Raw genomic sequence first — 22,838 nt, 5'->3', positions numbered from 1 at the left:
CGCGCACCTGCAAAAGGCTGCATCCATCATACCGACCGTGGCAGCCAATATTGCTCACACGATTACCAAAAAATCCTGCGCCAGCATGGCTTCAAAGTATCCATGTCTGGCAAAGGCAATTGCTATGATAATGCCGCCGTCGAAACCTTCTTCAAAACCATCAAGGCAGAATTGATCTGGCGCGATAACTGGGGAACCCGCAGGAAGGCTGAGATGGTGATCTTCGAATACATCAACGGCTTCTACAATCCACGACGACGCCATTCAACATTAGGTTGGAAAAGCCCTGTCGCATTCGAACGAAAGGTGGCCTAAACGAGCACCAGGGGCGGCACGAAAGCGCGACAGGTCCATGCAGATCATGAGTGAAGGTCCCAAACGCGCGCAATGGCGCGTCTGTCACATCGGGATCAACTGCCGCCATGTGTTCGCGTGAGCCGATATCGACGGCGGCAGCGCCAATGTTCACAGTCTCAATCGTAGGGATCTTGCGGCCCTTTGCTTTGCCATTGTCTATCCTCCTATTGGCAACAGAAGGGAGTGGGCTATGCAAAACCGTCATGTTTCTAACCGGGATCACTGACAAAGCAGCGTCACCGCTCTCAAGTTCGCATCGACCCATGGACCACGTTTTTTAACGGGGTTTTGTCCTAAGACAGACCACCAATAAGCGAACGGCCGCTGCCCTTGATAGCGCAACATAGCTCAGGATGCTTCTGCTGCGCACAGGCAGGCCCCAACCCGGAACGGTTGTATAAGATATCGTGTTCCTCGGAAACGCGGGGCAGTTCCTTCTTCGACCGCCTAATCTCGGCGGTTTGTTCCGTAGTCTCGATTATCTGTTTGCGTGGCTGCGAGAACTGGGCCTTCCACGTGTAAAGTGACTTGGTGCTGACACCTGCTTTCGCCGAAACTTCCGCAACCAAATACCCACGATTCACAACCTGTGCGACCGTTTCACGCTTGAATTCATCGATATATCAGATCCCTGACATCACTGTCTCCTTGCTCCAAAGAAAACTAAGCATGGATCCTACAAATCTAGGGCAATTCAAGTCATTGAAAATTCGTGGAGGCAAGTACCGCAATCGAACCGGTGTACACGGGCTTTCAACTCGCAGTCGTCTGCAGGTGCACATAGGTCTCGTTGAACCGCGCTTGCAGGTGATCTGCGGCGCGCACGATTGGGGCGCCGTGTGGCGACACCACCGCGTCGTGATCGGGGTTAAAGAACAGGGGCACGGAGATACGTTCCGCCTTCGGTCCAAGCACGCGGTGTGGGGTCGCTTTGATGCGGCCCTCGGTCCAGATGTCGAGCATTTCGCCGAAGTTGATCACGAACTCCCCGATGGGCGCGGTTATCGGCGTCCAGCCGCCACCGCGATTGCGCACCTCCAGTCCTGGGGAGCCATCGGTGGCGAGCAAAGTCATGCAGCCGTAATCGGTGTGGGTGGCGATGCCGAAGTCTTTCTCCGTGGCCCATGCGGGGCGCTCCGGATAGAAATTACCGCGCAACAGCGCCATCGGGCGGGTGAATTTGTCGCGGAAATAATCACCATCCGCGTCGGCGGCGTCCGCGATGGCGCAGAGCAAATCCAGCGCGAACGCGGTGGTCTCGCGGTAGTAGGCACGCAGTGTGTCGGAGAAGTCCGCGGGCGTTTCGGGCCATTGATTGGGCGCATAGGCGGGCAAGCCCAAGGCGGCCACGGGGTCGCCCTTCGCCAGTTCCAACCCGCAATCGAACACCTGTTTGTAATCGGGGTTGGCGTTCGGGTCGACCTGCTCGGACCCTGCGGCGCCCCAGCCACGGTTGGAGCCAGTTTTGGCCATGTCGTAATCCGCCTTCTGCGCCGCGGGCAGGTGAAAGAAGGCACGGTACTGCGCGATCACATCCGCCACGGTCTGTGCGGTGATCGGGGTGTTGTAGACGGTCAGAAACCCCACTTCGGACGCGCCAATCCGCGTGGCATCACGCGCGGCGTGGTGGCCCGCGTGGGTCGGATCAATCAAGGCGGCGGCGTCAATGCGGGGGATCATGGGGCAGTCCTTATGGGGGCGCGGCCAAGGTCGCGTAATTTGCGCGCAGGGGCAAGCCTTGGCAGCGATGGCAGGGCTTGGCAGAACGCTGTTTCGACGCGCTTGGCTTCGGTGTAGAACACACGGACGGCTTGATTTTAAAATGCACTTTGACGGATGGATCACGATGCGGCTTCTTGTTTCGGCAGACACCCACCTTGGATCGCCAATCCGGTCCGTCGCGCTGCGCAATCCCGATTTGGGCGACCGTCTGAAGCAGGCCAGTCGCGACACGTTCGCAAAGATCATCGACCTCGCCATTGACGAGCAGGTCGACGCATTGATGCTGGCAGGCGACATTTTTGACAACCATTACCCTGATTTGAAATCGCGCGCGTTTTTGGTGACGCAACTGTCGCGGGCCGCGGATGCGGGCGTGCCCACTGTGCTTATTCGCGGGAACCACGATGCGTTGCTGGATCACCGCGCGCATGGAGCGTTGGGGGAGGGCATTCACCTTTTGCACAAGGGCGCACCGACGGTTGTGATTGGCGATACGGCGTTTCACGGGCTGTCTTTCGATGCGGCACATGTGGCGAAAAGTTTTCTGCCAGATTATCCGCAGCGCGTGCCGGACAAGCGTAACGTCGGGCTGATGCATACCTCGCTAGATGGGGCGGCGGGGCATGATCCCTACGCGCCCTGTGCGGAGCGGGACTTGATGGCCCACGGCTACGACCTGTGGTGTCTGGGGCATATCCATGCCCCGTTCGAGCGCGCGGACGGGCCGGTTCTGGCAGTCATGCCGGGCATCCCGCAACCGCGCCATTTTGGGGAACGTCGCGGCGGGTCCGTCACGATGGTGACGCTGGGCGAAGGCGCGCCTGAGTATGAGCGCCGCGCGATCGGGCAACTCGGCTTTGGCGAAGCGTCGGTTGATCTGAGCGATTGCGCCGACCAGCAGCAGGTTTTGCGCAGCCTCAGGGCGGTGTTTCTTGAGGCGCAGGAGGCTGGCCGCGACACGGCGCTGCGTTTGCATGTCACCACGGAGCACCACACGGCGGAGTTGATTACGGAGCTTGCGGCGGAGGTGCTGGAGGGGGTTGAAGGCGTCTTTCTTGATAAGGTCAAGTCAAGCCCGCCGCCGGACCAGCAAAGCGCCGAGTCAGATGATCTGTTGCGATTGATGCGGGAGGAGCTTCACGAGGCCGGGTTCCGGCAGGCGGCCTTGGATGAGTTGGAGGCGTTGCGCCTCGCACTTCCCGCTGACATCGCGGGCGCGTTGGCGGAGGAGGAGTTGGATGCACTGTTGGAGGAGGCCGTTGCCGAAGTCGCATTGACGCTGCACGCGGGGGACACGGCATGAGGCTGAACCGTCTGGACCTGATCCGCTATGGCCGCTTTAGCGACGCGGAGATTATCTTCCCGAAGCCTGCGCAGGGCGCGCCCGATGTGACGGTCGTTTTCGGCCCGAACGAGGCGGGGAAATCCACCACCTTCCACGCGTTTCTGGAACTCTTGTTCGGCTTCAAAAGTGGCCAACACCCCTATGCCTTCCGGTTTGAGCGCAGTGACCTGTTGGTCGGCGCGGAGTTGGAACTGCCGGAGCGTGGCCCTGTGGTTTTGCGCCGCAACAGTAAGCGGACGCAATCGCTGCTGGATGCAAGTGACCGTCCCGTGAGTGAGGGGATGTTGACCAGCGCCCTACACGGTCTGACCCGCGATGCGTTTGAGGAGCGGTTTTCGCTTAACGAAAAGGGATTGCGTGAAGGCGGGGAGCGGATCGCGGGTGCGCAGGGTGACCTTGGGCAGCTTTTGCATGCGGGGCTGTCTGGCCTCACGGGGATGTCGCAAACGCTGGATGCGCTGTCTGCGCGGGCCGACAGGTTTCACAAAAAACGTGGACGAGGCACCGTTCTGAAGGTGGGCAGCGACCGGCTGAAGGTTATCGGGCAAGAGCTGCGTGCGGACCGCCTGACCACTGAGAAAGAGCGCAGGTTGCGCGAGGACCGCGACCAGCGCACGGTGGCATTTGACGCGGCTGACACCGCGTTGCGGCAGGCACATCAGCGACAGGCCGCAGGCCGTGCGGCGCAGGTTTGGTATGATCGCGCAGCCACGATTGAGGAACTTTCACAGGCGCTATCTGACCTACCGGACGGGCCTGATTTGCCTGCGGGAGCCGCCGCGCATGTGGCTGGGTTGATTGAAAAAATCACCGCGCTATCAGTGCGGATCACGGAGAGCGATGCGGAGATCGCCAAGCTTGATGTGGTTATTACCGAGCACCCTGAGGACGTTGCGGTGGTGCCGCTGCGGGCGGAGCTTGACCGTCTTGATCAACTTACGATTGCGGGTGCGCCACTGATGGGACGGGCCAGTACCGCGCAGGCTGATCTGGCGCGACGCGTGGACGAGAAGGCGGAGTTGGCGGCGCAAATCAAAGACGCGCTTTCCCGATTGCGCGTGCCGGACGCTGCCCCCTCCGCGTTGGCGCTGGAGCCGGACGCCTTGGAAGCGCTGGCGGGTGCGGTGCAGCAGTGTTTGACGGCACACCAGTCGTTGGGGGCAGCAGAATCTGCCGCCGATGCTGCGCGTGCGCAGTTGGGCGACGCGCCAGTTGAACCGCAAGACCTGACCGCATTGCGCGCGGCGTTTGATGCATGGCGCGGCGTGGCGGATTTGTCCGCGGCGGAGCAGGCGCAGGAGCGGGCACTGGCTACGCGAACCAAGGCCGTGGCGGGCCTGCCGAGCCATTGGAGCGCCTTGATCGACGCGGGTTTGCCAGCGCGTGAAACTTTGGACGACGTGGCGCGCGAGTGGACAACCTTAACGGCAGACCTTGCCTCCGCGCGCAGTGATCTGGACGTGCGCGCGGCGGAACTGGCTGCAGCGACCGCAGACCACCGTGCGCAGGAGGCCGCACCGGATGTGGTTGATTTGGCGATGACAGAACAAACGCGGCGCAAGCGCGACATGGTGTGGCAGCGTCACCGCGATGGCCTGACCCCTGCGAGCGCCGACGAATTTGAAGACGCGATGACGGCGGACGATGGTGCGCGCGCGCATTACCTGAGTGGTGCGGAGGCGCGGCAACGCCTGCGTGCGGCGCAAAGCCAGTTGCAAACTGCGAAAGCCCGTCATGACACGGCGCAATCGCTGTATGATGGGTTGGCTACACGCCGCGAAGAAGCGCAGATGCGCTGCGGCAAGCTGGCACTGGCATTGGGGCTTGCGGAGGACGCCAGCCCCTCGGCTTTTGTGGGGCGGTTGCAGGCGCTGGAGCATGCCGCTGATGCGGCGGCGGATGTGGTAAATGCGCAAACGGCGTTGAAGGCGCGTGAGGTTGATCAGAACTCAGCGCGCGATGGGCTTGCGCAGGCCGCGGGCTCGCTTGGTTTGGATACGGGCGGGGATATCTCGACTGTCGTTCACCGCGCGCTGACCTTGGAGGACAGCAACCGCAAGGCGTGGGACAAGTGGCAGGATGGCGCGCAAGCCTTGGCCGATTTGGACGACAGGGCTGCGCAATGCGCTGAGAATTATGATTTGGCGCAAGCCCAGCTGGACCGCATGACAGCGGCGCTTCCCTTGGCGGACCGCACGGTTGAGGGGGTTCAGGCGGCGCTTCCAGATCTGCGGCAGCTTCATCAAGTGTATGCGGAGCACGGCAAGTTGAGCACCCGTGTGGAGGCATTGGAGCACGCCATCGATGCGTTGAAGACAGGCGCGCGCCGTCTGGCGCGGATCATGGGCGACGCTGGCGACGGGGATCCTGTTCAGGTGATTGATGATGCCCGCGCACGCTTGATCGCGTCGGAACGCTCGGGTGAGAAACGCGAGGACGCGCTGCGTCGGCGCGAGGATACGGTTGCGGCCAAGCAGCGTGCAGACACGGATTTGGCAAATGCGGAAGCTGAGCTGGCCGCGTGCTTCAAGCGGCAGGCGACGTCTGACCTGCCACCGCGTGAGCGTGTGGCGCTCTTGGAGAAACGCGACGGGCTTCGTGCAGAGAAGCGCGTGGCGGAAAATGAGAGAGACGCGGCACGCGCAGGCGTGGATGCTGATTTGTTCGACGAGGAGTTGACGCGCCTTCCCGATGCCACGCGGATGGCGGAGTTGGCGCAAGCGGTGACAGACGCGCAGGATCTTCGCGATACGGCCCGCGACGCAGAGCGCGAGGCGGCGCGGGTGCACCGCGCGACGTTGGAGGCTGCGGACCGAAGCGATCTGGCGACGGAGCAAGCGACGCTTCAAGAGGAACTGCGCGAGGGCGCGCGTCAGGCGGCGGTGGCGCGGCTGGGCGTCTTGGCGGCGCGGGGTGCCCTTAGGCGGCTGGCGGCCGAGCGGCGCAGTACCATGTTGCGCGACGTTGAGGCTGCGTTCGTTGCCATGACTGCGCCCGCGTGGACTGGCGTAGATGTCTGGAGCCAGTCTGACGGGGAAAAGCTTGTCGGTATTCAACCCAGCGGCAACACAGTTCCGGTGGAGCAGATGTCGACGGGCACGATGGGGCAGCTCTACTTTGCGCTGCGCCTTGCGGGATACCGAAGTTTTGCCCGCGATATGGGGCCGTTGCCGATGGTGTTGGATGATATCATGGAAACCTTCGACGACACCCGTGCGCGGGCGGCGCTGAAGCTATGTGCCGATATCGGTGCGGAGGGTCAGGCGATTTTGTTCACGCACCATGCGCATCTTGTCGACCTTGCCCGCGACACCATTGAAGGTGTCGCGGTCGTTGATATGCCGGATCGCGCGTAGGCGCCGCGCTGGTTAGGCGTAAGCGCGGGTACCGCGGATTGGATAGTTGTTGTCGGGGTTGCGCACAAAGCCGATGCCGCTGAGTACGGACTTGAAGTCAGGGCGCAGGAACGGCGCGTTGGCGATGTTGATGAACTGGGCGTTTCCCTCCGCGTTTACCACAAACAGGGCCGGTTCCGCGAAGGGGTGATCGGTTTCCTGCGGGGAGCGCGGGTCGGAGATGTAGAGCCCCAGCGACTGCATTTGCTCAATGCTCAAGTCGTAGGCAACGTCGTAGTTTGGCTCAATATCGGCAAGTTGGGCTGTGGCTTTTTCCTTGTCGTCGCCCGATACCGCGATGACATCCACGCCTGCCTCTTTGAAGTCGGCGATGTAGTCTTTCAACTCTTTAAGTTGCTTCGTGCAGAGTGGGCAATGCTTGCCACGGTAGACCAGGATGAGCTTCCAGTTGCTGTCGTTCGTGGTTGCGGTGAGGTTGGCGGTGCCGCCGCCCAGAGTTGGCAGGGTGATGTCTGGGAACTTGCCGCCAGCGGTCAGTTTCGGGTTTGTCATGGGTGGGCCTTTCTGTGTTTCGGTGTCGTTTTGAACGTCTTGCAGGGGCAACGTCTGGGCGTAGGCGTGGGTTCCGGCGGGTGGCCGGATTGGCTGATGCCTTGATTTTTTGCCGGTGTTGTACACTGCAATTGGGCGGCTTCGGGGGAAACTACAAGCCGTCCACAGGGCTATTCACTGTTTGTTTACTGGGGGTTACCTCAGGCGAGGACAAGGGCGCAGTGTTTGGCGCATATTCGGTGCTTCCAACGGGCCTTGGTTTGTGTAACCTCTGTCAGCCATGACAACACTCAAAGATATCAGCAAGCACCTTGGCCTGTCGGTGACGCAGGTTAGTCGGGCGCTGAACGGGTATTCCGACGTTAACGAAAAGACCAAAAAGCGGGTGCAGGACGCTGCGGCAGAGCTGGGGTATTCGGCGAACCTATCGGCGCGTTCTTTGGTTACGGGCAAAAGCGGGCTGGTCACGCTGATCCGTGCCGGTGATCTGACGGGGCCTGCGGATGCCTCCAATCTGGAGACCATTTCCGGCCTGTCGAAGGAGTTCTATCAACGCGGCAAGCAATTCGTGCTGCACATGCTGCCGCCTGGGGTGGACCCGTTACCGGCGTACCGCCAAGCGGCGGCAAGCGGCTCTTTCGATGGTTTTGTGCTGATTGATACGCGCCAGAATGACGAACGGGTGGCGTTGCTGTCGAAGTATGACGTGCCTTTTGTGGTCCACGGGCGGGCGGAGGTCGACCCTAGCCACGCCTTCTTCGACATCGACAATATGGCGGTGATCAAGCAGCACGTCGCGCATCTGGCGAAGCTGGGGCACAAGCGGTTTGCGATGCTGAACGGTCCGACCGGATTCGCGTATTCCGAATACCGGATGATGGGGTATCGCGCGGCGTTGGAGGAGGCGGGGCTGGCGTTTAATGCGGCGGCCGTCATTCACGGCCCGATGACGGAGCCGCATGGTATGATTGCCACCGCGCGGTTGTTTGAGGACCACGCCAAGCGCCCGACCGCGCTGATCTGCGGAAACGTGCATCTGGCGAAGGGGGCCTATACTGCGCTGGATGCGATGAACCTGTCGATTCCCGAAGATGTCTCGGTGTCGGCGCATGACGACGTTTTGCACAATCTTCGTGCCTCCGCGTTTTATCCGTCGCTGACCGTGACGCGCTCGGCGTTCAGTGACAGCTGGGTGAAGTTGGCGGAAACCCTGTGTGATATGATCGACGGCAAGCAAGATGTGCCGCATCAAGTCGTTGAGAATTCTGAATTTATCGCACGGGCGTCGACTGCCGCGCCGAAGCTGTAACCCTTTAAAATAAGTTTATTCTTGACAGGGTGGGGCCTTCTCGCCGTATAAATCCGAAACGTTTCGGAAAATGCTTTGACCACGTTCCGAAACGTTTAGGGAGGTGCGGGATAGCCGCACATAAGGAGGAAATGATGAACACCAAAACGAAGACGTTTCTACGCTCGTTGGGCGCTGCGGCTGCAACGGTTGCGGGCACGATGGCGACTGCGGATGATATCACGCTTGCGTCCGGCATCACCGGCGATGCCGCTGAAAACTTCAAACAGATTGTAGCCCCTTGGGAGGAAGCGACGGGTCACACGGTCTCGCTCGTGCCGATGCCGTCGTCCTCCACCGACCAGTTCGGGCAGTACCGCCTGTGGTTGGCCGCGGGTAACGCCGACATCGACCTTTACCAGACAGACGTTATCTGGGCGCCACAACTGGCGGACCAATTCGTTGACCTGTCCGACGTCGCGGGGGAGCTGATGGAAAGCCACTTCCCGTCCATCGTCGAAAGCCAAACAGTTGAGGGGAAGCTGGTTGCTTTGCCGCTCTACACCGATGCGCCGGCCTTGTATTACCGCCGCGACCTGCTGGAAAAGCATGGCGCTGAAGTGCCCAGCACTTGGGAAGAGCTGACCGCGACGGCCAAGTTGGTTCAAGACGCAGAGCGCGCTGAGGGCAATGCCGACATGTGGGGCTTTGTGTGGCAGGGCAACGCGTATGAGGGCCTGACATGCAACGCGCTGGAATGGGTGAAATCCTTTGGCGGTGGCCAGATCGTGGAGCCTGACGGCAGCATCTCCATCAATAACGACGCGGCTATCGCCGCTTTGGAACTGGCGGCGTCCTGGCCTGGCAACATCTCTCCCGAAGGCGTGCTGGCCTATAAAGAGGAAGAAGCGCGCGGCGTTTGGCAGACGGGCAACGCTGTCTTCATGCGCAACTGGCCCTACGCCCATCGCTTGGGTAGCGGCGACGATAGCCCTGTGAAGGGTTTGTTCGATGTGGTGCCATTGCCGACAGGCGGCGACCATGACGAAAGCGCTGCGACGCTTGGCGGATGGAACATCGCGGTGTCCAAATACTCCGAACGTCAAGACGCCGCGATTTCGCTGGCGCTGTATCTGGCAGGACCGGAAGGGCAGAAAACCCGCGCTTTGGTTGGCGGCAGATTGCCAACGATCGTCTCACTCTATGACGACCCAGAGATCGCGGAAGCCGCACCCATTGTACCGCAGTGGAAAGAGGTTTTCTTGCAAGCCGTGCCACGTCCATCGGCACCCACGCAAAGCTCCTACAACGAAGTGTCTTCCAAGTTCTGGTCGGCCGTTCACAACACCTTGTCGGGTGACGGCACAGCCGCCGACAACCTTGAGTTGCTGGAGTTGGACCTGACCGACTTGCGCGGCAACGGCTGGTAACCCCACACCTCCCTGCTGGCCGGGCCTCAGGTCCGGCTGGCATCTATGACTTTTCCCAAAACACCGAGTGTCCGCGATGACTGCTACCCCCACCGTTCCGAAAGGGCGGAGCCTGTCGGCGCAGCGCAAACGCGCCGCCTTTTGGTTCCTTGTGCCGATGCTGGCCGCGCTGTTGTTTGTCGCAGCTTGGCCGCTGTTCAGGACGATCTATTTCTCGTTCACCGATACGTCGCTCACCAGCCTTTACGACGGCAAATGGATCGGGTTCGACAACTATCTAAGCTACCGCCAGCTATCTTCCGGCAAGGTCATCTGGCGCGGGACTTTGGTTGATCCGGCGTGGTGGAATGCTGTGTGGAACACCGTGCGCTTCGCGTTCGTGTCCGTGGCGCTAGAGACGGTTTTAGGGCTGATGGTGGCGTTGGTTCTGCACCGCAACTTTGTTGGCCGTGGCTGGGTGCGTGCGGCGATTTTGATCCCGTGGGCGATCCCCACGATTGTGTCCGCCAAGATGTGGGCCTGGATGCTGAATGACCAGTTCGGCATCATCAATGATATGCTGCTTCGGGTCGGCTTGATTGATGCGAAGATCGCGTGGACGGCCAATATTGAAACCGCGATGATCGCGGTGCTGATTGTCGATGTTTGGAAGACCACGCCCTTTATGGCGCTGCTGTGCCTCGCGGGGTTGCAGATGATCCCCAAGGATATCTATGAGGCCGCGAAGGTCGACGGCATCTCCGCGTTGCGGGTGTTCTGGCGGGTCACGCTGCCGCTCTTGAAGCCTGCGTTGATGGTCGCGGTGATCTTCCGGTCGCTGGATGCGCTGCGGGTGTTTGATCTGGTTTATGTGCTGACTCCGAATTCCAAGGCCACCAAAACCATGTCGGTGATCGCCCGTGAAAACCTGATTGAGTTTGACCGCTTCGCTTATGGTTCCGCGCAGTCCACCTTGCTGTTCGCGCTGATCGCCATTTTCGTATCTCTCTATATCTGGCTCGGAAAAATGGATCTGGGCGGGAAGGCGGACCAATGATGCGCTATCTGAAATCCGTCGCGTTCTATGCGGTCGTCGTTGTCATCGTGGTGGTGTCGGTCTTCCCGTTCTACTACGCGATTATCACCAGTTTCAAAACTGGCACGGCGCTGTTCTCCATTGATTACCTGCCGACGTCGTTTGATCTGTCGAACTACCGCGGCGTGCTGGACAGCCCGAACTTCATCCGGAGCGTCCTGAATTCGGTGCTGATCGCGGGTGCTACGGTCGGCTTTGCCATGTTCCTTGCTGTCACCGCGTCCTACGCTCTGGCGCGGGTGCGGTTTCGCGGCAGGGCGCTGTTGTTGATGTCGATCCTTGCAGTGTCGATGTTTCCGCAGATCGCCGTGCTGGCGGGATTGTTCGAGTTGGTCCGCTTCTTGGGTATCTACAACACCCCTTGGGCGATGATCATGTCCTACACCATTTTCACGCTGCCTTTCACAGTTTGGGTGCTGACGACCTTCATGCGTGACCTGCCGCTGGAGATTGAAGAGGCCGCAATCATAGACGGCGCGACCCCGTGGGACATCGTGTCCAAGGTGTTTTTGCCGCTGATGTGGCCCGCATTGGTCACCACAGGGTTGCTGGCTTTCATTGGTGCGTGGAACGAGTTCCTGTTCGCCCTGACCTTCACCGCATCCGAGAGCCAGCGCACCGTGCCCGTGGCGATCGCTATGTTGTCTGGCAGCAGTGAGTTTGAAATGCCGTGGGGCACACTCATGGCGGCATCGGTATTGGTGACCGTCCCGCTGATTATCTTGGTCCTGATCTTTCAACGCAAAATCGTGGCTGGCTTAACCGCTGGCGGCGTCAAAGGCTAAACTTCGGAGTTACAGACGTGACACAAATTCAACTGAAGAACGTGCGCAAAAAATACGGCGCGCATGACGTGATCAAAGGCGTTGATCTGGATATCCGCGCAGGCGAGTTCATGGTCTTTGTCGGGCCATCAGGCTGTGGAAAGTCCACTTTGCTGCGGTTGATTTCCGGCCTTGAGGAAATAACCGACGGCACGCTGGAGTTCGACGGCGCGCGGGTGAACGAGGTGATCCCCTCGCAGCGCGGCGTGGCGATGGTGTTCCAGTCCTACGCGCTCTACCCGCATATGTCAGTGTTCGACAATATGGCGTTCGGGTTGAAGCTGGCGAAGTCGTCGAAGGACGAAATGCACGCCCGCGTCAGAGCAGCGGCAGAGATGCTGCAAATTGATCACCTGCTCGACCGAAAGCCCAAGCAACTGTCAGGGGGCCAGCGTCAACGCGTGGCCATTGGCCGTGCGATCGTGCGCGACCCCAAGGTGTTTTTGTTCGACGAGCCATTATCCAACCTCGACGCCGCGTTGCGCGTGGCGACGCGTCTGGAAATTGCCAAGCTGCATCACGAGATGACCGACGTGACAATGGTTTACGTCACCCACGATCAGGTTGAGGCCATGACCCTTGCGGACCGGATTTGCGTTCTGCGCGATGGCATGGTGGAGCAAGTGGGCACGCCGGAGGAGCTATACGATGCGCCCAATTCCACCTTCGTTGCGGGGTTTATCGGCTCGCCAAAAATGAACCTCTTGGCGGGTGACATCGCCGCGGCCCATGACTGCGCCACGCTAGGCATCCGCGCGGAACATATCGACATCACAAAGGCTGATGGCCTTTGGGCGGGCAAGGTCATTCACACCGAAAACCTAGGCTCCGATCACTACCTGTTTGTGGAGATCGGAACGGCCGAGCCATTGGTCGTGCGCCAACCCGGAAAGCAGCAAATTGCACTGGGTCAGACCATCAACCTCACACCACAAGCCGCGATGATTCACCGTTTCGACACCGGCGGACGCGCAATTCTTTAACCCAAACCACCACCAGCGCATGACGCGCAACATAGGATACATGAGATGACAAAGATTGTTCTTGTCGGAGCAGGAAGCCTGCAATTTGGCACCGGAATGCTGGGCGACATTTTCCAAAGCGACACGCTTAAAGGCGCGGACATCGTGCTGCATGACATCAACGAAGTGACAGCTAACAAAACGCTGCAAGTGGCACAGGATTTCGTGGACACGAACGGCTTGCAGTTCGCCTTGTCGGCCACAACGGACCTGAAAGCAGCGCTGTCGGGCGCGAAGTTTGTGATCATCTCGATTGAGGTCGGGGACCGCTTCGCGCTGTGGGATCTTGACTGGAAAGTGCCGCAGCAATACGGCATCCCGCAGGTCTACGGCGAAAACGGCGGACCGGGTGGCTTGTTCCACTCTTTGCGGATCATCCCGCCGATTTTGGACATCTGCCAGCAAGTTATGGACGTTGCACCTGACGCGACTGTGTTCAACTTCTCCAATCCGATGAGCCGGATTTGCACGACGGTGAACCGCAAGTTCCCTGATCTGAAGTTTATCGGTATGTGCCACGAGGTTGCATCGCTGGAGCGCCACTTGGCGCCATTGCTGGGTGTTGAGCGGTCCGAGATTTCTTACCGCGCGGGTGGCCTGAACCACTTCTCCGTCATGACGGATGTGACTTACACGAAAGACGGCTCCAGCGCCTACGACGACGTGCGCGCCAAAGCGGAGACCTATTTCGGTAGCAAGCCGGGGTATTCCGAAATTTTGCAAGCGTCCCGCGCCACAGGCACGTCTATCGAGACAGAGGGCTGGATGGACGTGGACCTGAGCAACATCAAAACCATCCGCCCGTGGTCCGACCGCTGGCTGTTTGCCTTTGTGCTGGAAAAGTTTGGCGCGTTGCCGATTACCTACGACAGCCACTTCGGTGAATACATCCAGTGGGCGCATGATCAATCCGACCACCAAGGCATCTTGGATTTCTACACCTACTACCGCAACTTCCTTGGCAAGTCCGAGCCAAAAATCGACACTGCACTAAAGGAACGCGTGGTGCCGATCATGGACGCGTTGATGGGGGCAGGCGCCTATGAGGAAGCCGCGGTGAACATCCCGAATGCGGGCTTTATCAAGAACCTGCCGGACTGGCTGTGTGTGGAAGTGCCAGCCATCATTGATGCGGACGGCATTCACGGGATCTCTGTTGATGTACCCGCAGGGATCAACGGTTTGCTGTGCAACCAGATCGGCGTGCACGACCTGACATCGGAGGCCATCTTGACCAAGAGCCGTGACCTTGTGGTGCAGGCTTTGCTGGTTGATCCGGTGGTCACGACCTCCACGCGGGTTAGTGCACTGGTGGACCACATGATCGAAGAGCAGAGCCCGTGGCTCGACTATCTTACCTAAGGGCGCTCTGCCGTCAGGCGTGAAACCTGTAGCGAAGGCCGTGCGACAGCGGCCTTCGCTTTTCGTTTGCGAGGGGCGCTCTTGCATCGGCCCCACCGGCAGGCGTAATGCTTGGGGTAGAGGCCAGATACAGGTAGTCCAATGATTGTTCGTGAGCACCCAACGTCGCTGCATCTGTTTTTCGTGATGCGCGGGTCAGTCGTGCCGAAGATCATCGGCAAGATTATCAGCATCGCGTTGCTGGCCGTGATTGTGCTGCTGGTCGATCAATACCTGTTTACGCTGCCACATATCTCTATCACCGCGATGGGCGTATTTGGCGTTGCGCTGTCACTGTTCTTGGGCTTTCGGAACAACGCGGCCTACGACCGCTGGTGGGAGGCGCGCAAACTCTGGGGGGCAATGATCGCCGATGTGCGCAATCTTGGGCGGCACATGTGCGTGTTTGTGGGCAAAGGCTCCGACCGCGAACATATCCTGTCTTACGCTATCGCTTTCGCGCATTTGCACCGTGGCTTTTTGCGCGGCGTTGACGTGCGCACGGATATCTCCGGCTGGATCGGGGAAGAGGAGGCCACCGCCTTGATCGCCCGCAAAAACCCCGCCGACGCCGCTTTGCGCTCTATGGCGGATCATCTGGGGCAGCTAGCGGATGCGGGCACGATTAACGGTTTCGGGCAGATGACTATCTCACAAACGCTCTCTTCCCTGGCGGTGGCGCAGGCGGGGTGCGAACGCATCGTGACCACGCCGTTGCCGTTCGTCTATTCATTGTTGGTGCGCCGCACGACGTATCTTTATTGCTGGCTGCTGCCCTTTGCATTGATAGAGTCTACCGGCTGGTTCGCGCCGGTCTTTGCGGCGGTCGTGGCCTATGTGTTCTTTGGCCTGCAAACCGTCACCAATGAAATGGAGCTTCCGTTCCACAACGTACAAAACGGCCTGCCGCTGGATGCCATGTGCCGCACGATGGAGATATCGGTGGCCGAAGCGCTGGACCGCCCCGCGCCGGATAACCTTACGGCTAAAAATCACGTGCTCAGTTAGCGGTTTATGCTGCCTTGGAAGGCCCGCCCGTAAATGCCCCGATTGGACCCAAAATGACTTATGACGTATCTGCGATCATCGCGTCTGACGCCTTCCACAAAGCACAAAATACCCTGCGCGACACCCACGATCTGTTCGTCGATCAGATTATCGAGCTGACGGAAATCCCAGCCCCGCCATTCAAGGAAGACCGGAAGGCCAAGGCCTATGCGCAGATGTTCTCTGATCTTGGGTTGGAAGATCTGCATCTGGATGAGATCGGCAATGTTCTTGGCGTGCGCCGTGGCCGCGGCAACGGCCAGATGATTGCTGTCGCGGCGCATCTGGACACGGTTTTTCCCGAGGGCACAGATTGCACCGTGCGCAGGGAAGGGACGAAGCTGTTCGCCCCTGGCGTTGGTGATGACACGCGCGGGCTGGCAGCGGTACTTGCCTTCATCCGCGCGCTTGACGCGGCGGGTATCGAGACGGAGCAGGATTTTCTGTTCATCGGTGACGTTGGCGAGGAGGGGCTGGGCGATCTGCGCGGCATCCGACATGTGTTTACTGAAGGCAAATACCGCGACCAGATCGCGGGCTTCATTACCATCGACGGGTTGGAGCCGCAGGAGGTAACGACCGTTGCTATTGGCTCACTCAGATACCGCGTCACGTTTACGGGGCCGGGTGGGCATTCGCTTAGCAATTTCGGGCGGGTAAATCCGGCCTACGCATTGGGGACGTTGCTGACGGGAATGGCGTCGTTCGATGTGCCAGACACTCCGCGCACGGCGTTCTGCGCGTCCACCTTTGGTGGCGGCACCTCGGTGAATGCGATCCCAGAGCAGGTTTGGGCCGAGATCGACTTGCGCTCCGAAGATCAGGGCGAGTTGGAGAAGCTTGACGCAGCGCTGCACGCGCTGGCCGAGCAAGCGACGGTTAGGGAAAACGGCCGCGCGGACACATCGGATGGGGCCATCACGGCGAAGATCACCCAGATCGGCAACCGCCCCGCCGGATCAACTGCGTCTGATAGCAAGATCGTTCAAGCGTCCCTCGCTGCATTGGCGCATTTTGGATTTGCACAGACGACTGGGGCCAGCTCCACCGATGCGAACATCCCGATGAGCCTTGGTATTCCGGCGATTTGTCTGGGGTCCGGTGGAACCGGTGGTGGGGCGCATACTTTGGACGAATGGATCGACGTCGAGGCGGAGCAATCCTTGCGCGGGCTCTACGTTGGCTTGGCGACATTGCTGGGCACCGCTGGTGCGGCGAACGTGTAGAGGAGGTATCCACCGCAACAGATGTTGCGGTGGATAAGGCGAGGTTGGTGTTTTAGGTGATGGTGAAGCCGCGCCCGACAGGGTCGGTTTCGTCGATCAGCCATTTGGCGTAGCCGACGACTTTTGCCGTACCTTTAACTGTTGGGATTACCGCGCGCTGGTCGCCCAGCATGGTTTCGCCCAAAAGCTGGCCTTCAAAACGGCCATGGCCCAGAAGGCCTTCGGATTTGATGACTTCGCCGATTTTCAGCAGGCCACGGGCCTCGAACATCGCCATCATCATCGACGTGCCAGTCCCACCGGGGGAGCGGTCCAATTTGCCGTCGCTGAATACGTGCACGTTGCGGTACAGGCTGTCGGCGTGGTCTGGTTCTTGCCAGAAGGTGGTGAAGTTCAGGCCTTGGATGTGCTTTTCGGTCGGGTGCTGGATCTTCATTTTGGCGTTGATCTGGTCTTTGACCAACACACCCATTTCGGACAGCAGCTTGCCGTTTTGTGGGCCGATCGGGCGCTCGCCATCGGGCCATTTGACCACTGCAAAGAAGTTGCCGCCGAATGTGATGTCCGCTGTCAGATCACCGTAGCCGGGCAGGGTGATTGGCACGTCTTGCTCCAGCACGAACGCAGGCACGTTTTGGAATTTGGTCCACGCCACTTGGCCGTTTTCGCGACCGACTTCGGACACAACGTCGCCCGCAGGGGTCTCAAACCGGATACGCGTTACATCGCCGCCCGCGTCGTGGACTAGCCCGTGAGAGACCAACGCCATCGACATCGCAATTGTGCCGTGGCCGCACATTTCCATAAAGTCGTCGCCGTCGCACCACAGCATGCCAGCGTCATAGTCAGGGCTGGAAGGTGGGGTCACGAAGACGCCAACCATGTCGTGGTGGCCGCGCGGTTCGCGCAGCAAAGAGGTGCGGACGAAGTCGTAGTTGTCGCGGATAAACTGGCGCTTCTCGGTGATGCTCAGCCCGTGCGGATAGGGAATGCCACCGTGAATGATGCAGGTGGGTTCGCCGTCGGTGTGGGTGTAGATCACATCGACAAATCTGTTGGTGTTCATCATTGGACAGAGTCCTCCTGTAGGTTTTCTGCAAAAGTTAAAAAAGTGTTAGGTTGTCAAAGGCCTAGCGCTCTGGGGATCAGCAAGACCAATTGGTTGGGGAAGGCGATCACCGCGCCCAGCACCAAGAACATCACCGCGATGAACGGCAGGTTGGCGCGGGTCAGCGACAAGATATCGACCTTGGCAATCACGCTGGTGATGAACAGCGCGGCGCCAACGGGCGGGGTTTGCTGCCCGATACCCCAGCACAAGACCACGACCATGCCAAAGTGGATCGGGTCGATACCCAGCATGTTGATCGCCGGAATGAACAGCGGCACGATGATGAAGATCATGGCGATACCGTCCAGGAAGGTGCCCGCGACAATCATGATTGCACTCAACATGATCAGGAACATCGTCGGGGACATTTCCATTTCAGCCAGTGGCGCAAGGATGCTGTCGGCCAGTTGCTCGAAGGTGAAGGCAAACCCCATCACATGCGCTGTGGCGGTGACCAGCATGACCGCGCCGGACAACACGGCAGCCTCGCAGAATGTCTGATAGAGCACGCGCAGTTTTAGGGTGCGGTAGTAGAACATGCCCACAAGGATGCCGTAGACCACCGCGACGGCGGAAGCTTCTGTTGGGGTAAACACGCCGCCCAAGATGCCGCCCAGAATGATTGCGGGCATCAGCAGCGCGGGCATGGCCTTCGCCAGCGCGCGGAGCATGCGTTTAGTGCTGTAAGGGGCCTCCACCGGATAACCCTCGCGGATGGAAATGATCCACGCCACGACGATCAAGGCGACGCCAAGGATCAGGCCAGCCATGAGGCCAGCGGCGAACAAGGCGCCCGTGGAAATACCGAGGTAGGCGCCCAGAATAACCATGGGCACGCTGGGTGGAATGATGATGCCGATGGTCGACGACGCGGCGGTGACAGCAGCGGTGAACGGACGGCTGTAGCCGCGCTTGATCATCGGATCGATAATCATGCCGCCCACAGCGGCAGTATCGGACATGGATGTCCCGCTCATGCCAGCGAAGAACATGGACGTCACCACATTCACAGCAGCAAGCCCGCCGCGCATTTGGCCCACGATGGTTTTTGCGAATTCGATCAAGTGACCGGAAATACCGCTGCGGCTCATGATCTGACCTGCAAGGATGAACAGCGGCACGGCGAGCAGCGGGAAGCTTTGTACCCCACGGTACAGGCGTTGTGCGACGATCAATTGGTCAACGTCGCCCATCCAGAAAATACCGATAGCAATGCACACCAGTGCGAAGGCGATTGGCAGGCCAATCCCGATCAGCCCCAGAAGAATACAAAGAATGAAAAGCAGTTCCATAAGAGGTCTATCCCGGGGTCAAAGGTCAAATGCGGAGGTTTCCGCGTCGCTGCGGCTGTCGGCGTCTTGCCCGTGCAGGATGCGGGGGATGGCCAGGCCGAACTGCACCACTGCGTCAAGCAGGATCAACGCGCCTGCTATCGGGATCGCGGCGTAAAGCCAGCTGCTGGATATCTCCAACACATTGGTGGTCTGGTCCGCAAAGCGCAGCACTTGCCGCGTGCCGAACCACGCCATGATCGCGCCGACCCCGCCGATAAGGACTTGGTTGGTCAAGAACAGCACGCTTTGTGCCCAAACCGGTAGCATCCTCACAAGTACGTCCACCTTCAGGTGCGCGCCGCGGCGCAGCGCCAGATAGCTGCCAAGGAAGGTGATGTAGGTCAGCAAGGCCAGCGATACTTCAAAGCTCCAGCTTAAGGCGTCATCGAGGAGATAGCGGTAGATCACTGCCAGAAACGCAACGCCCACAGCGCCAAGCAGCATGGCGGCGATGATGGCTTCTAGGATGCGGTTGATCATGGCTATCTCCTCTGGGTCGGGCTTACTTGTCGGCGTCGCGGATCAGGTCGATCAGCTTTTGCGCCTCTGGTCCTTGGTCGACAGCCCAGTCTTCCCAGATTTGCCCTGAGACGGCGGTGAAGGCGGCCACGTCGGCCTCATTCACTTCCATGCCTTCATTCGCAAGAAAGTCGACGATTTCGGAATCGGCCTTGATCCCCAGCTCGACAGAGCGGAGTTCTGCGGCTTCACCCGCTTCCAACACAGCTTCTTGCTGGGCAGGTGTCAGCGCTTGGAACTTGTCCTCCGCCATCAGCAGGTAGGTGACCGTGTAAAGGTGGTTGGTCAGCGACAGGTACTTTTGCACTTCGTAGAACTTGGTGCTTTTCGCCCAGATGACAGGGTTTTCCTGCCCGTCGAACACGCCGGTTTGCAGGGCTGAATACAGCTCGCTAAATGGCAGCGGGGATGCGTTCGCGCCGAAGTGGTTGAAGATGGCGATGCGCAGCGCGCTGCCCGGTGTGCGAATTTTCACGCCGTCCAGATCTTCAGGCGTGCTGATCGGGCGTATATTGTTGGTGATCTGGCGGAAGCCGCCTTCCAGGAAACCGACGACCCGCAGACCTTTGGCAGACAGCATGTCTTCGATCATTTTGCCCGCGTCGCCGTCCATCGCGGCTTTCACGTGCTCGCGGCTGGAGAAGATATAGGGCAGGGCAGTTGCGCCCAACTCGGGGGCGACGGCGGTAATGGGGGTTTCGATCGTTGCCATGTCAAGAATGCCGGATTGCATCGCCTCGATGGAGCTTTCCTGATCGCCGAGGGCGCTGGAGTGAAACAGCTTGATACCCAATGCGCCGTCCGTTTTGTCGGCTAATACGTCGGAGAAATGTTCAGCGGATCGGTAGGCGATGCCGTCTTGATTGCCCGGAACATTGACGCGGAAATTGATGTCTTGCGCTGCCAGCGGCAGTGCGGTTAGTGCGCTAACGGATGTCGCGAGAGCAAGCGCGGCCAGAGTTCTGCGGTTCATGGTAGTTCTCCCTGTTTGTACCCCGTCGTATACGCGGGACTACTAGCAAGGTTAGACAGCTCCTCAATAGCTTGATAGAATATCGCAGACAGATAAATGTATATTTCAGACATATCTGGCGAAAATCGACGCAGTTGGGGAGCGTGGGGAGAAATGCAGCGTAAAGATCAAAAGCTTCGGGTTGGATTCGTCTTGCTCGACAGCTTTACCTTGAATGCATTCTCGGGCTTTGTTGAAGCGATCCGCCTTGCGGCGGACCATGGCGGACGCAGCCGGCAGGTCGCCTGCGGCTGGGAGGTCATGGGCGAGGGCAAAGTGACGGCAAGTTGCGGCTTGGTGGTGACGCCCACGTCTGCGTTGCTGGACCCGTCGGAGATGGATTACATCGCGGTGTGTGGCGGCAATGGCTACGATACCCGCACACAACCCGCTTGGCTGGATGCCTATTTGACCCGCGCAGCGGGGGCGGGGGTGCCATTGATCGGGCTGTGCACAGGCACCTTTAACATCGCGCGCACAGGCTTGATGCAAGGTTTCCCTGCCTGCGTGCATTGGAATGTCGTTGACGAATTCCGCGACCAGTTCCCGACAGTCGACGCCTTAACCGACCGGATTTTTCTAGACGCGGGCGACCGCATCACCTGCGCGGGATCGACCGGCGCGTCGGACTTGGCGCTGCATCTTATTGCGCGCCATTGCGGCAGTGAACTCGCGCAGCAGGCGATCCGGCACATGATGTTGCAGGGTCAAAGGGCGGATACATTTCCGCAAGCGCACTTCACCCAGAACATGCAACAAGTCAGCGATGAGGTGGTGCGGCGTTGCATTCATCTGATGGAGCAAAAGCTGAACACCCCGCCGCAGATTGAAACGTTGGCCACACAGGTCGGGCTAAGCGCGCGGCAGTTGGACCGCCGGTTTATCCGTGCGGTTGGCCAGTCACCGGGGCGGTACTTTCGCGCCATGCGCTTGGAATACGCGGCTTGGCAGCTGACACATACTACCGGGACTGTGGCGCAGATCGCGTCGGACGCGGGGTTCTCTGACGCGTCACATCTGCACCGCGAGTTCCGCAAGGTCTACGACGTGGCCCCGCACCAGTACCGTAGTGCCCATGGAACGGCAGGGGATGCTGCCCATTTGGGCGAACCACGGCCCTGATTTTCTCGCTGTGCAGTAGGAATTCCTGTCGCGTGACTCCCGAAAAAAGAAATATTTATCTCTATAAAATAATTTAAATCAAATACTTAAGAGCTTTTTTGTATTTAGTGCCGGAACTTTCCTCACATCTTGTTGTTATCCCATCAGACGGCTGGAGTGACCCAGCCAGAAACACTTAGGAGACATCATGAAACGCTTTTTGACCTCTACCGCTGCCGCACTTATTCTTAGCACATCTGCCTATGCAGACGGGCACAGCAGTGCTTTTTCCGAGCTGACATTCGACGAGAGCGTTAACCTGAACGCGTCCGAATTGATCGGCGCTCGTGTCTACATCACCGAGACTGAGATTCAGAATGACACCATGATCGAAGCTGACGGCGAAAAAGAATGGGAAGATATCGGCGAGATCAACGAAATCATCCTGAAACGTGACGGTTCCGTACAATCCGTGATTGTTGGCGTTGGTGGTTTCGCTGGCATCGGCGAGAAAGACGTCGCAATCGACATGTCGCAACTTAAGTTCGTGAGCGACGGCGAAGACGCTAACGACTACTTCCTCGTCGTGAACTCAAACGTAGCAGGCGTTGAAGAAGCACCAGCTTATGAATACGAGTATGACAATGACGAAGCCGGTGACATGGACAAGGCCGACACCATGGAAAAAGACGAATCCATGGAAAAAGCTGACAACATGGAAGCAGACGTAACGGCCGACCCGAAGACAGACCGCCCAATGCTGACAGCGCCTGAAATCGAGCGTGACGGCTACGCCGCCGCCGACCGCGACGAGCTGACCACAGAAGACCTGACCGGTGCACGTGTATACGGTCCGGACGACGAAGACGTGGGTGAAATCAGCGAGCTGATCGTGACGGAAGAAGGCAAAATTGATCGCGCAATCATCGACGTGGGTGGTTTCCTTGGTCTGGGCGAGCACTCCGTTGCTGTGACGCTGGACGAGCTGAATATCGTACGTGAAGCTGATGGCGACGACCTGCGCGTCTACATCGACAGCACACAAGAAGCACTGGAACAGCAGCCTGAATACGAAGGCTAACTGATCTGGCGGGGAAGGGTTCCCCTTCCCCGACC

20 protein-coding genes are annotated in these 22,838 nt (G+C 59.3%); 13 read left to right on the top strand and 7 right to left on the bottom strand.

From position 1 onward, the window contains the following. On the top strand, positions 1-315 hold a 315-nt coding region (locus BLW66_RS16690), incomplete at its 5' end, for an integrase core domain-containing protein (RefSeq protein ID WP_139254579.1). Positions 316-650: 335 nt separating this feature from the next. Here BLW66_RS16690 and BLW66_RS18290 read toward each other — a convergent pair. Together BLW66_RS18290 and BLW66_RS16675 are read right to left on the bottom strand one after the other, a co-directional pair. Continuing rightward, the gene (locus tag BLW66_RS18290) at positions 651-977 is read right to left on the bottom strand and encodes a transposase (protein ID WP_089948665.1); all 327 of its coding nucleotides are present in this window, start codon (positions 975-977) and stop codon (positions 651-653) included. A 133-nt stretch (positions 978-1,110) separates the two neighbouring features. Beyond that, positions 1,111-2,037, bottom strand: coding sequence for an isopenicillin N synthase family dioxygenase (locus BLW66_RS16675; protein ID WP_089948662.1), 927 nt, complete (start codon positions 2,035-2,037; stop codon positions 1,111-1,113). Positions 2,038-2,203: 166 nt separating this feature from the next. On the opposite strand from BLW66_RS16675, the gene BLW66_RS16670 reads away from it, so the two are divergent. Beyond that, the gene (locus BLW66_RS16670; RefSeq protein WP_170833511.1) at positions 2,204-3,382 is read left to right on the top strand and encodes a metallophosphoesterase family protein; all 1,179 of its coding nucleotides are present in this window, start codon (positions 2,204-2,206) and stop codon (positions 3,380-3,382) included. Beyond that, the gene (locus BLW66_RS16665; RefSeq protein ID WP_089948656.1) at positions 3,379-6,780 is read left to right on the top strand and encodes an AAA family ATPase; all 3,402 of its coding nucleotides are present in this window, start codon (positions 3,379-3,381) and stop codon (positions 6,778-6,780) included. The genes BLW66_RS16670 and BLW66_RS16665 overlap by 4 nt, the downstream gene beginning before the upstream one ends. Before the next feature lie 12 nt (positions 6,781-6,792). On the opposite strand, the gene BLW66_RS16660 is transcribed toward BLW66_RS16665, so the two are convergent. Then, positions 6,793-7,332 carry a peroxiredoxin-like family protein gene (locus BLW66_RS16660; protein WP_089948653.1) on the bottom strand — a complete coding sequence of 180 codons (540 nt, stop codon included), beginning with the start codon at positions 7,330-7,332 and terminating at the stop codon, positions 6,793-6,795. A 280-nt stretch (positions 7,333-7,612) separates the two neighbouring features. Between BLW66_RS16660 and BLW66_RS16655 the strand changes: the two genes are divergently transcribed. The 8 genes from BLW66_RS16655 (at position 7,613) to BLW66_RS16620 (ending at position 16,645) form a co-directional block, all read left to right on the top strand. After that, positions 7,613-8,641, top strand: a complete 1,029-nt coding sequence (locus BLW66_RS16655) for a substrate-binding domain-containing protein (RefSeq protein WP_089948651.1) — start codon at positions 7,613-7,615, stop codon at positions 8,639-8,641. 134 nt (positions 8,642-8,775) lie between these two features. Further along, positions 8,776-10,050: an ABC transporter substrate-binding protein gene (locus BLW66_RS16650; protein WP_089948646.1), complete on the top strand. Its 1,275-nt coding sequence runs from the start codon at positions 8,776-8,778 to the stop codon at positions 10,048-10,050. Positions 10,051-10,126: 76 nt separating this feature from the next. After that, positions 10,127-11,086 carry a carbohydrate ABC transporter permease gene (locus BLW66_RS16645; RefSeq protein WP_089948643.1) on the top strand — a complete coding sequence of 320 codons (960 nt, stop codon included), beginning with the start codon at positions 10,127-10,129 and terminating at the stop codon, positions 11,084-11,086. Next, complete coding sequence (locus BLW66_RS16640; RefSeq protein ID WP_089948641.1) at positions 11,083-11,910, top strand: carbohydrate ABC transporter permease; 828 nt, start codon at positions 11,083-11,085, stop codon at positions 11,908-11,910. Before BLW66_RS16645 ends, BLW66_RS16640 begins: the two co-directional genes overlap by 4 nt. Before the next feature lie 17 nt (positions 11,911-11,927). Next, positions 11,928-12,932 (top strand): ABC transporter ATP-binding protein, encoded by a 1,005-nt coding sequence (locus tag BLW66_RS16635; protein WP_089948638.1) that lies wholly within the window; start codon positions 11,928-11,930, stop codon positions 12,930-12,932. Positions 12,933-12,977: 45 nt separating this feature from the next. Beyond that, the gene (locus BLW66_RS16630) at positions 12,978-14,333 is read left to right on the top strand and encodes a family 4 glycosyl hydrolase (protein ID WP_089948636.1); all 1,356 of its coding nucleotides are present in this window, start codon (positions 12,978-12,980) and stop codon (positions 14,331-14,333) included. Between the two features lie 141 nt (positions 14,334-14,474). After that, the gene (locus BLW66_RS16625) at positions 14,475-15,380 is read left to right on the top strand and encodes a bestrophin family protein (RefSeq protein ID WP_089948633.1); all 906 of its coding nucleotides are present in this window, start codon (positions 14,475-14,477) and stop codon (positions 15,378-15,380) included. A gap of 53 nt (positions 15,381-15,433) precedes the next feature. Continuing rightward, a complete protein-coding gene (locus BLW66_RS16620; protein WP_089948629.1) occupies positions 15,434-16,645 on the top strand; it encodes a M20/M25/M40 family metallo-hydrolase in 1,212 nt (403 codons plus the stop codon). 52 nt (positions 16,646-16,697) lie between these two features. On the opposite strand, the gene BLW66_RS16615 is transcribed toward BLW66_RS16620, so the two are convergent. Genes BLW66_RS16615 through BLW66_RS16600 form a run of 4 tightly spaced genes read right to left on the bottom strand, consistent with a single transcriptional unit; the run spans position 16,698 to position 20,582 of the window. Further along, positions 16,698-17,711 carry a proline racemase family protein gene (locus BLW66_RS16615; RefSeq protein ID WP_211664291.1) on the bottom strand — a complete coding sequence of 338 codons (1,014 nt, stop codon included), beginning with the start codon at positions 17,709-17,711 and terminating at the stop codon, positions 16,698-16,700. Between the two features lie 56 nt (positions 17,712-17,767). Next, positions 17,768-19,048 (bottom strand): TRAP transporter large permease, encoded by a 1,281-nt coding sequence (locus BLW66_RS16610; RefSeq protein ID WP_089948624.1) that lies wholly within the window; start codon positions 19,046-19,048, stop codon positions 17,768-17,770. A gap of 18 nt (positions 19,049-19,066) precedes the next feature. Then, positions 19,067-19,570, bottom strand: a complete 504-nt coding sequence (locus BLW66_RS16605; protein WP_089948621.1) for a TRAP transporter small permease — start codon at positions 19,568-19,570, stop codon at positions 19,067-19,069. Positions 19,571-19,592: 22 nt separating this feature from the next. Then, a complete protein-coding gene (locus BLW66_RS16600; RefSeq protein WP_089948618.1) occupies positions 19,593-20,582 on the bottom strand; it encodes a TRAP transporter substrate-binding protein in 990 nt (329 codons plus the stop codon). 153 nt (positions 20,583-20,735) lie between these two features. Here BLW66_RS16600 and BLW66_RS16595 point away from each other — a divergent pair, with 153 nt between their 5' ends. Both BLW66_RS16595 and BLW66_RS16590 read left to right on the top strand, forming a co-directional pair. Then, a complete protein-coding gene (locus BLW66_RS16595) occupies positions 20,736-21,743 on the top strand; it encodes a GlxA family transcriptional regulator (protein ID WP_089948614.1) in 1,008 nt (335 codons plus the stop codon). A gap of 187 nt (positions 21,744-21,930) precedes the next feature. After that, positions 21,931-22,803, top strand: coding sequence for a PRC-barrel domain-containing protein (locus BLW66_RS16590; RefSeq protein ID WP_089948611.1), 873 nt, complete (start codon positions 21,931-21,933; stop codon positions 22,801-22,803). Positions 22,804-22,838 lie beyond the last annotated feature (35 nt).

Source organism: Litoreibacter albidus (genome assembly GCF_900107015.1).
GTDB classification, from domain to species: domain Bacteria; phylum Pseudomonadota; class Alphaproteobacteria; order Rhodobacterales; family Rhodobacteraceae; genus Litoreibacter; species Litoreibacter albidus.
The sequence above is the reverse complement of the archived record's forward strand: the minus strand, read 5'-3'. Positions and strand labels throughout refer to the sequence as shown.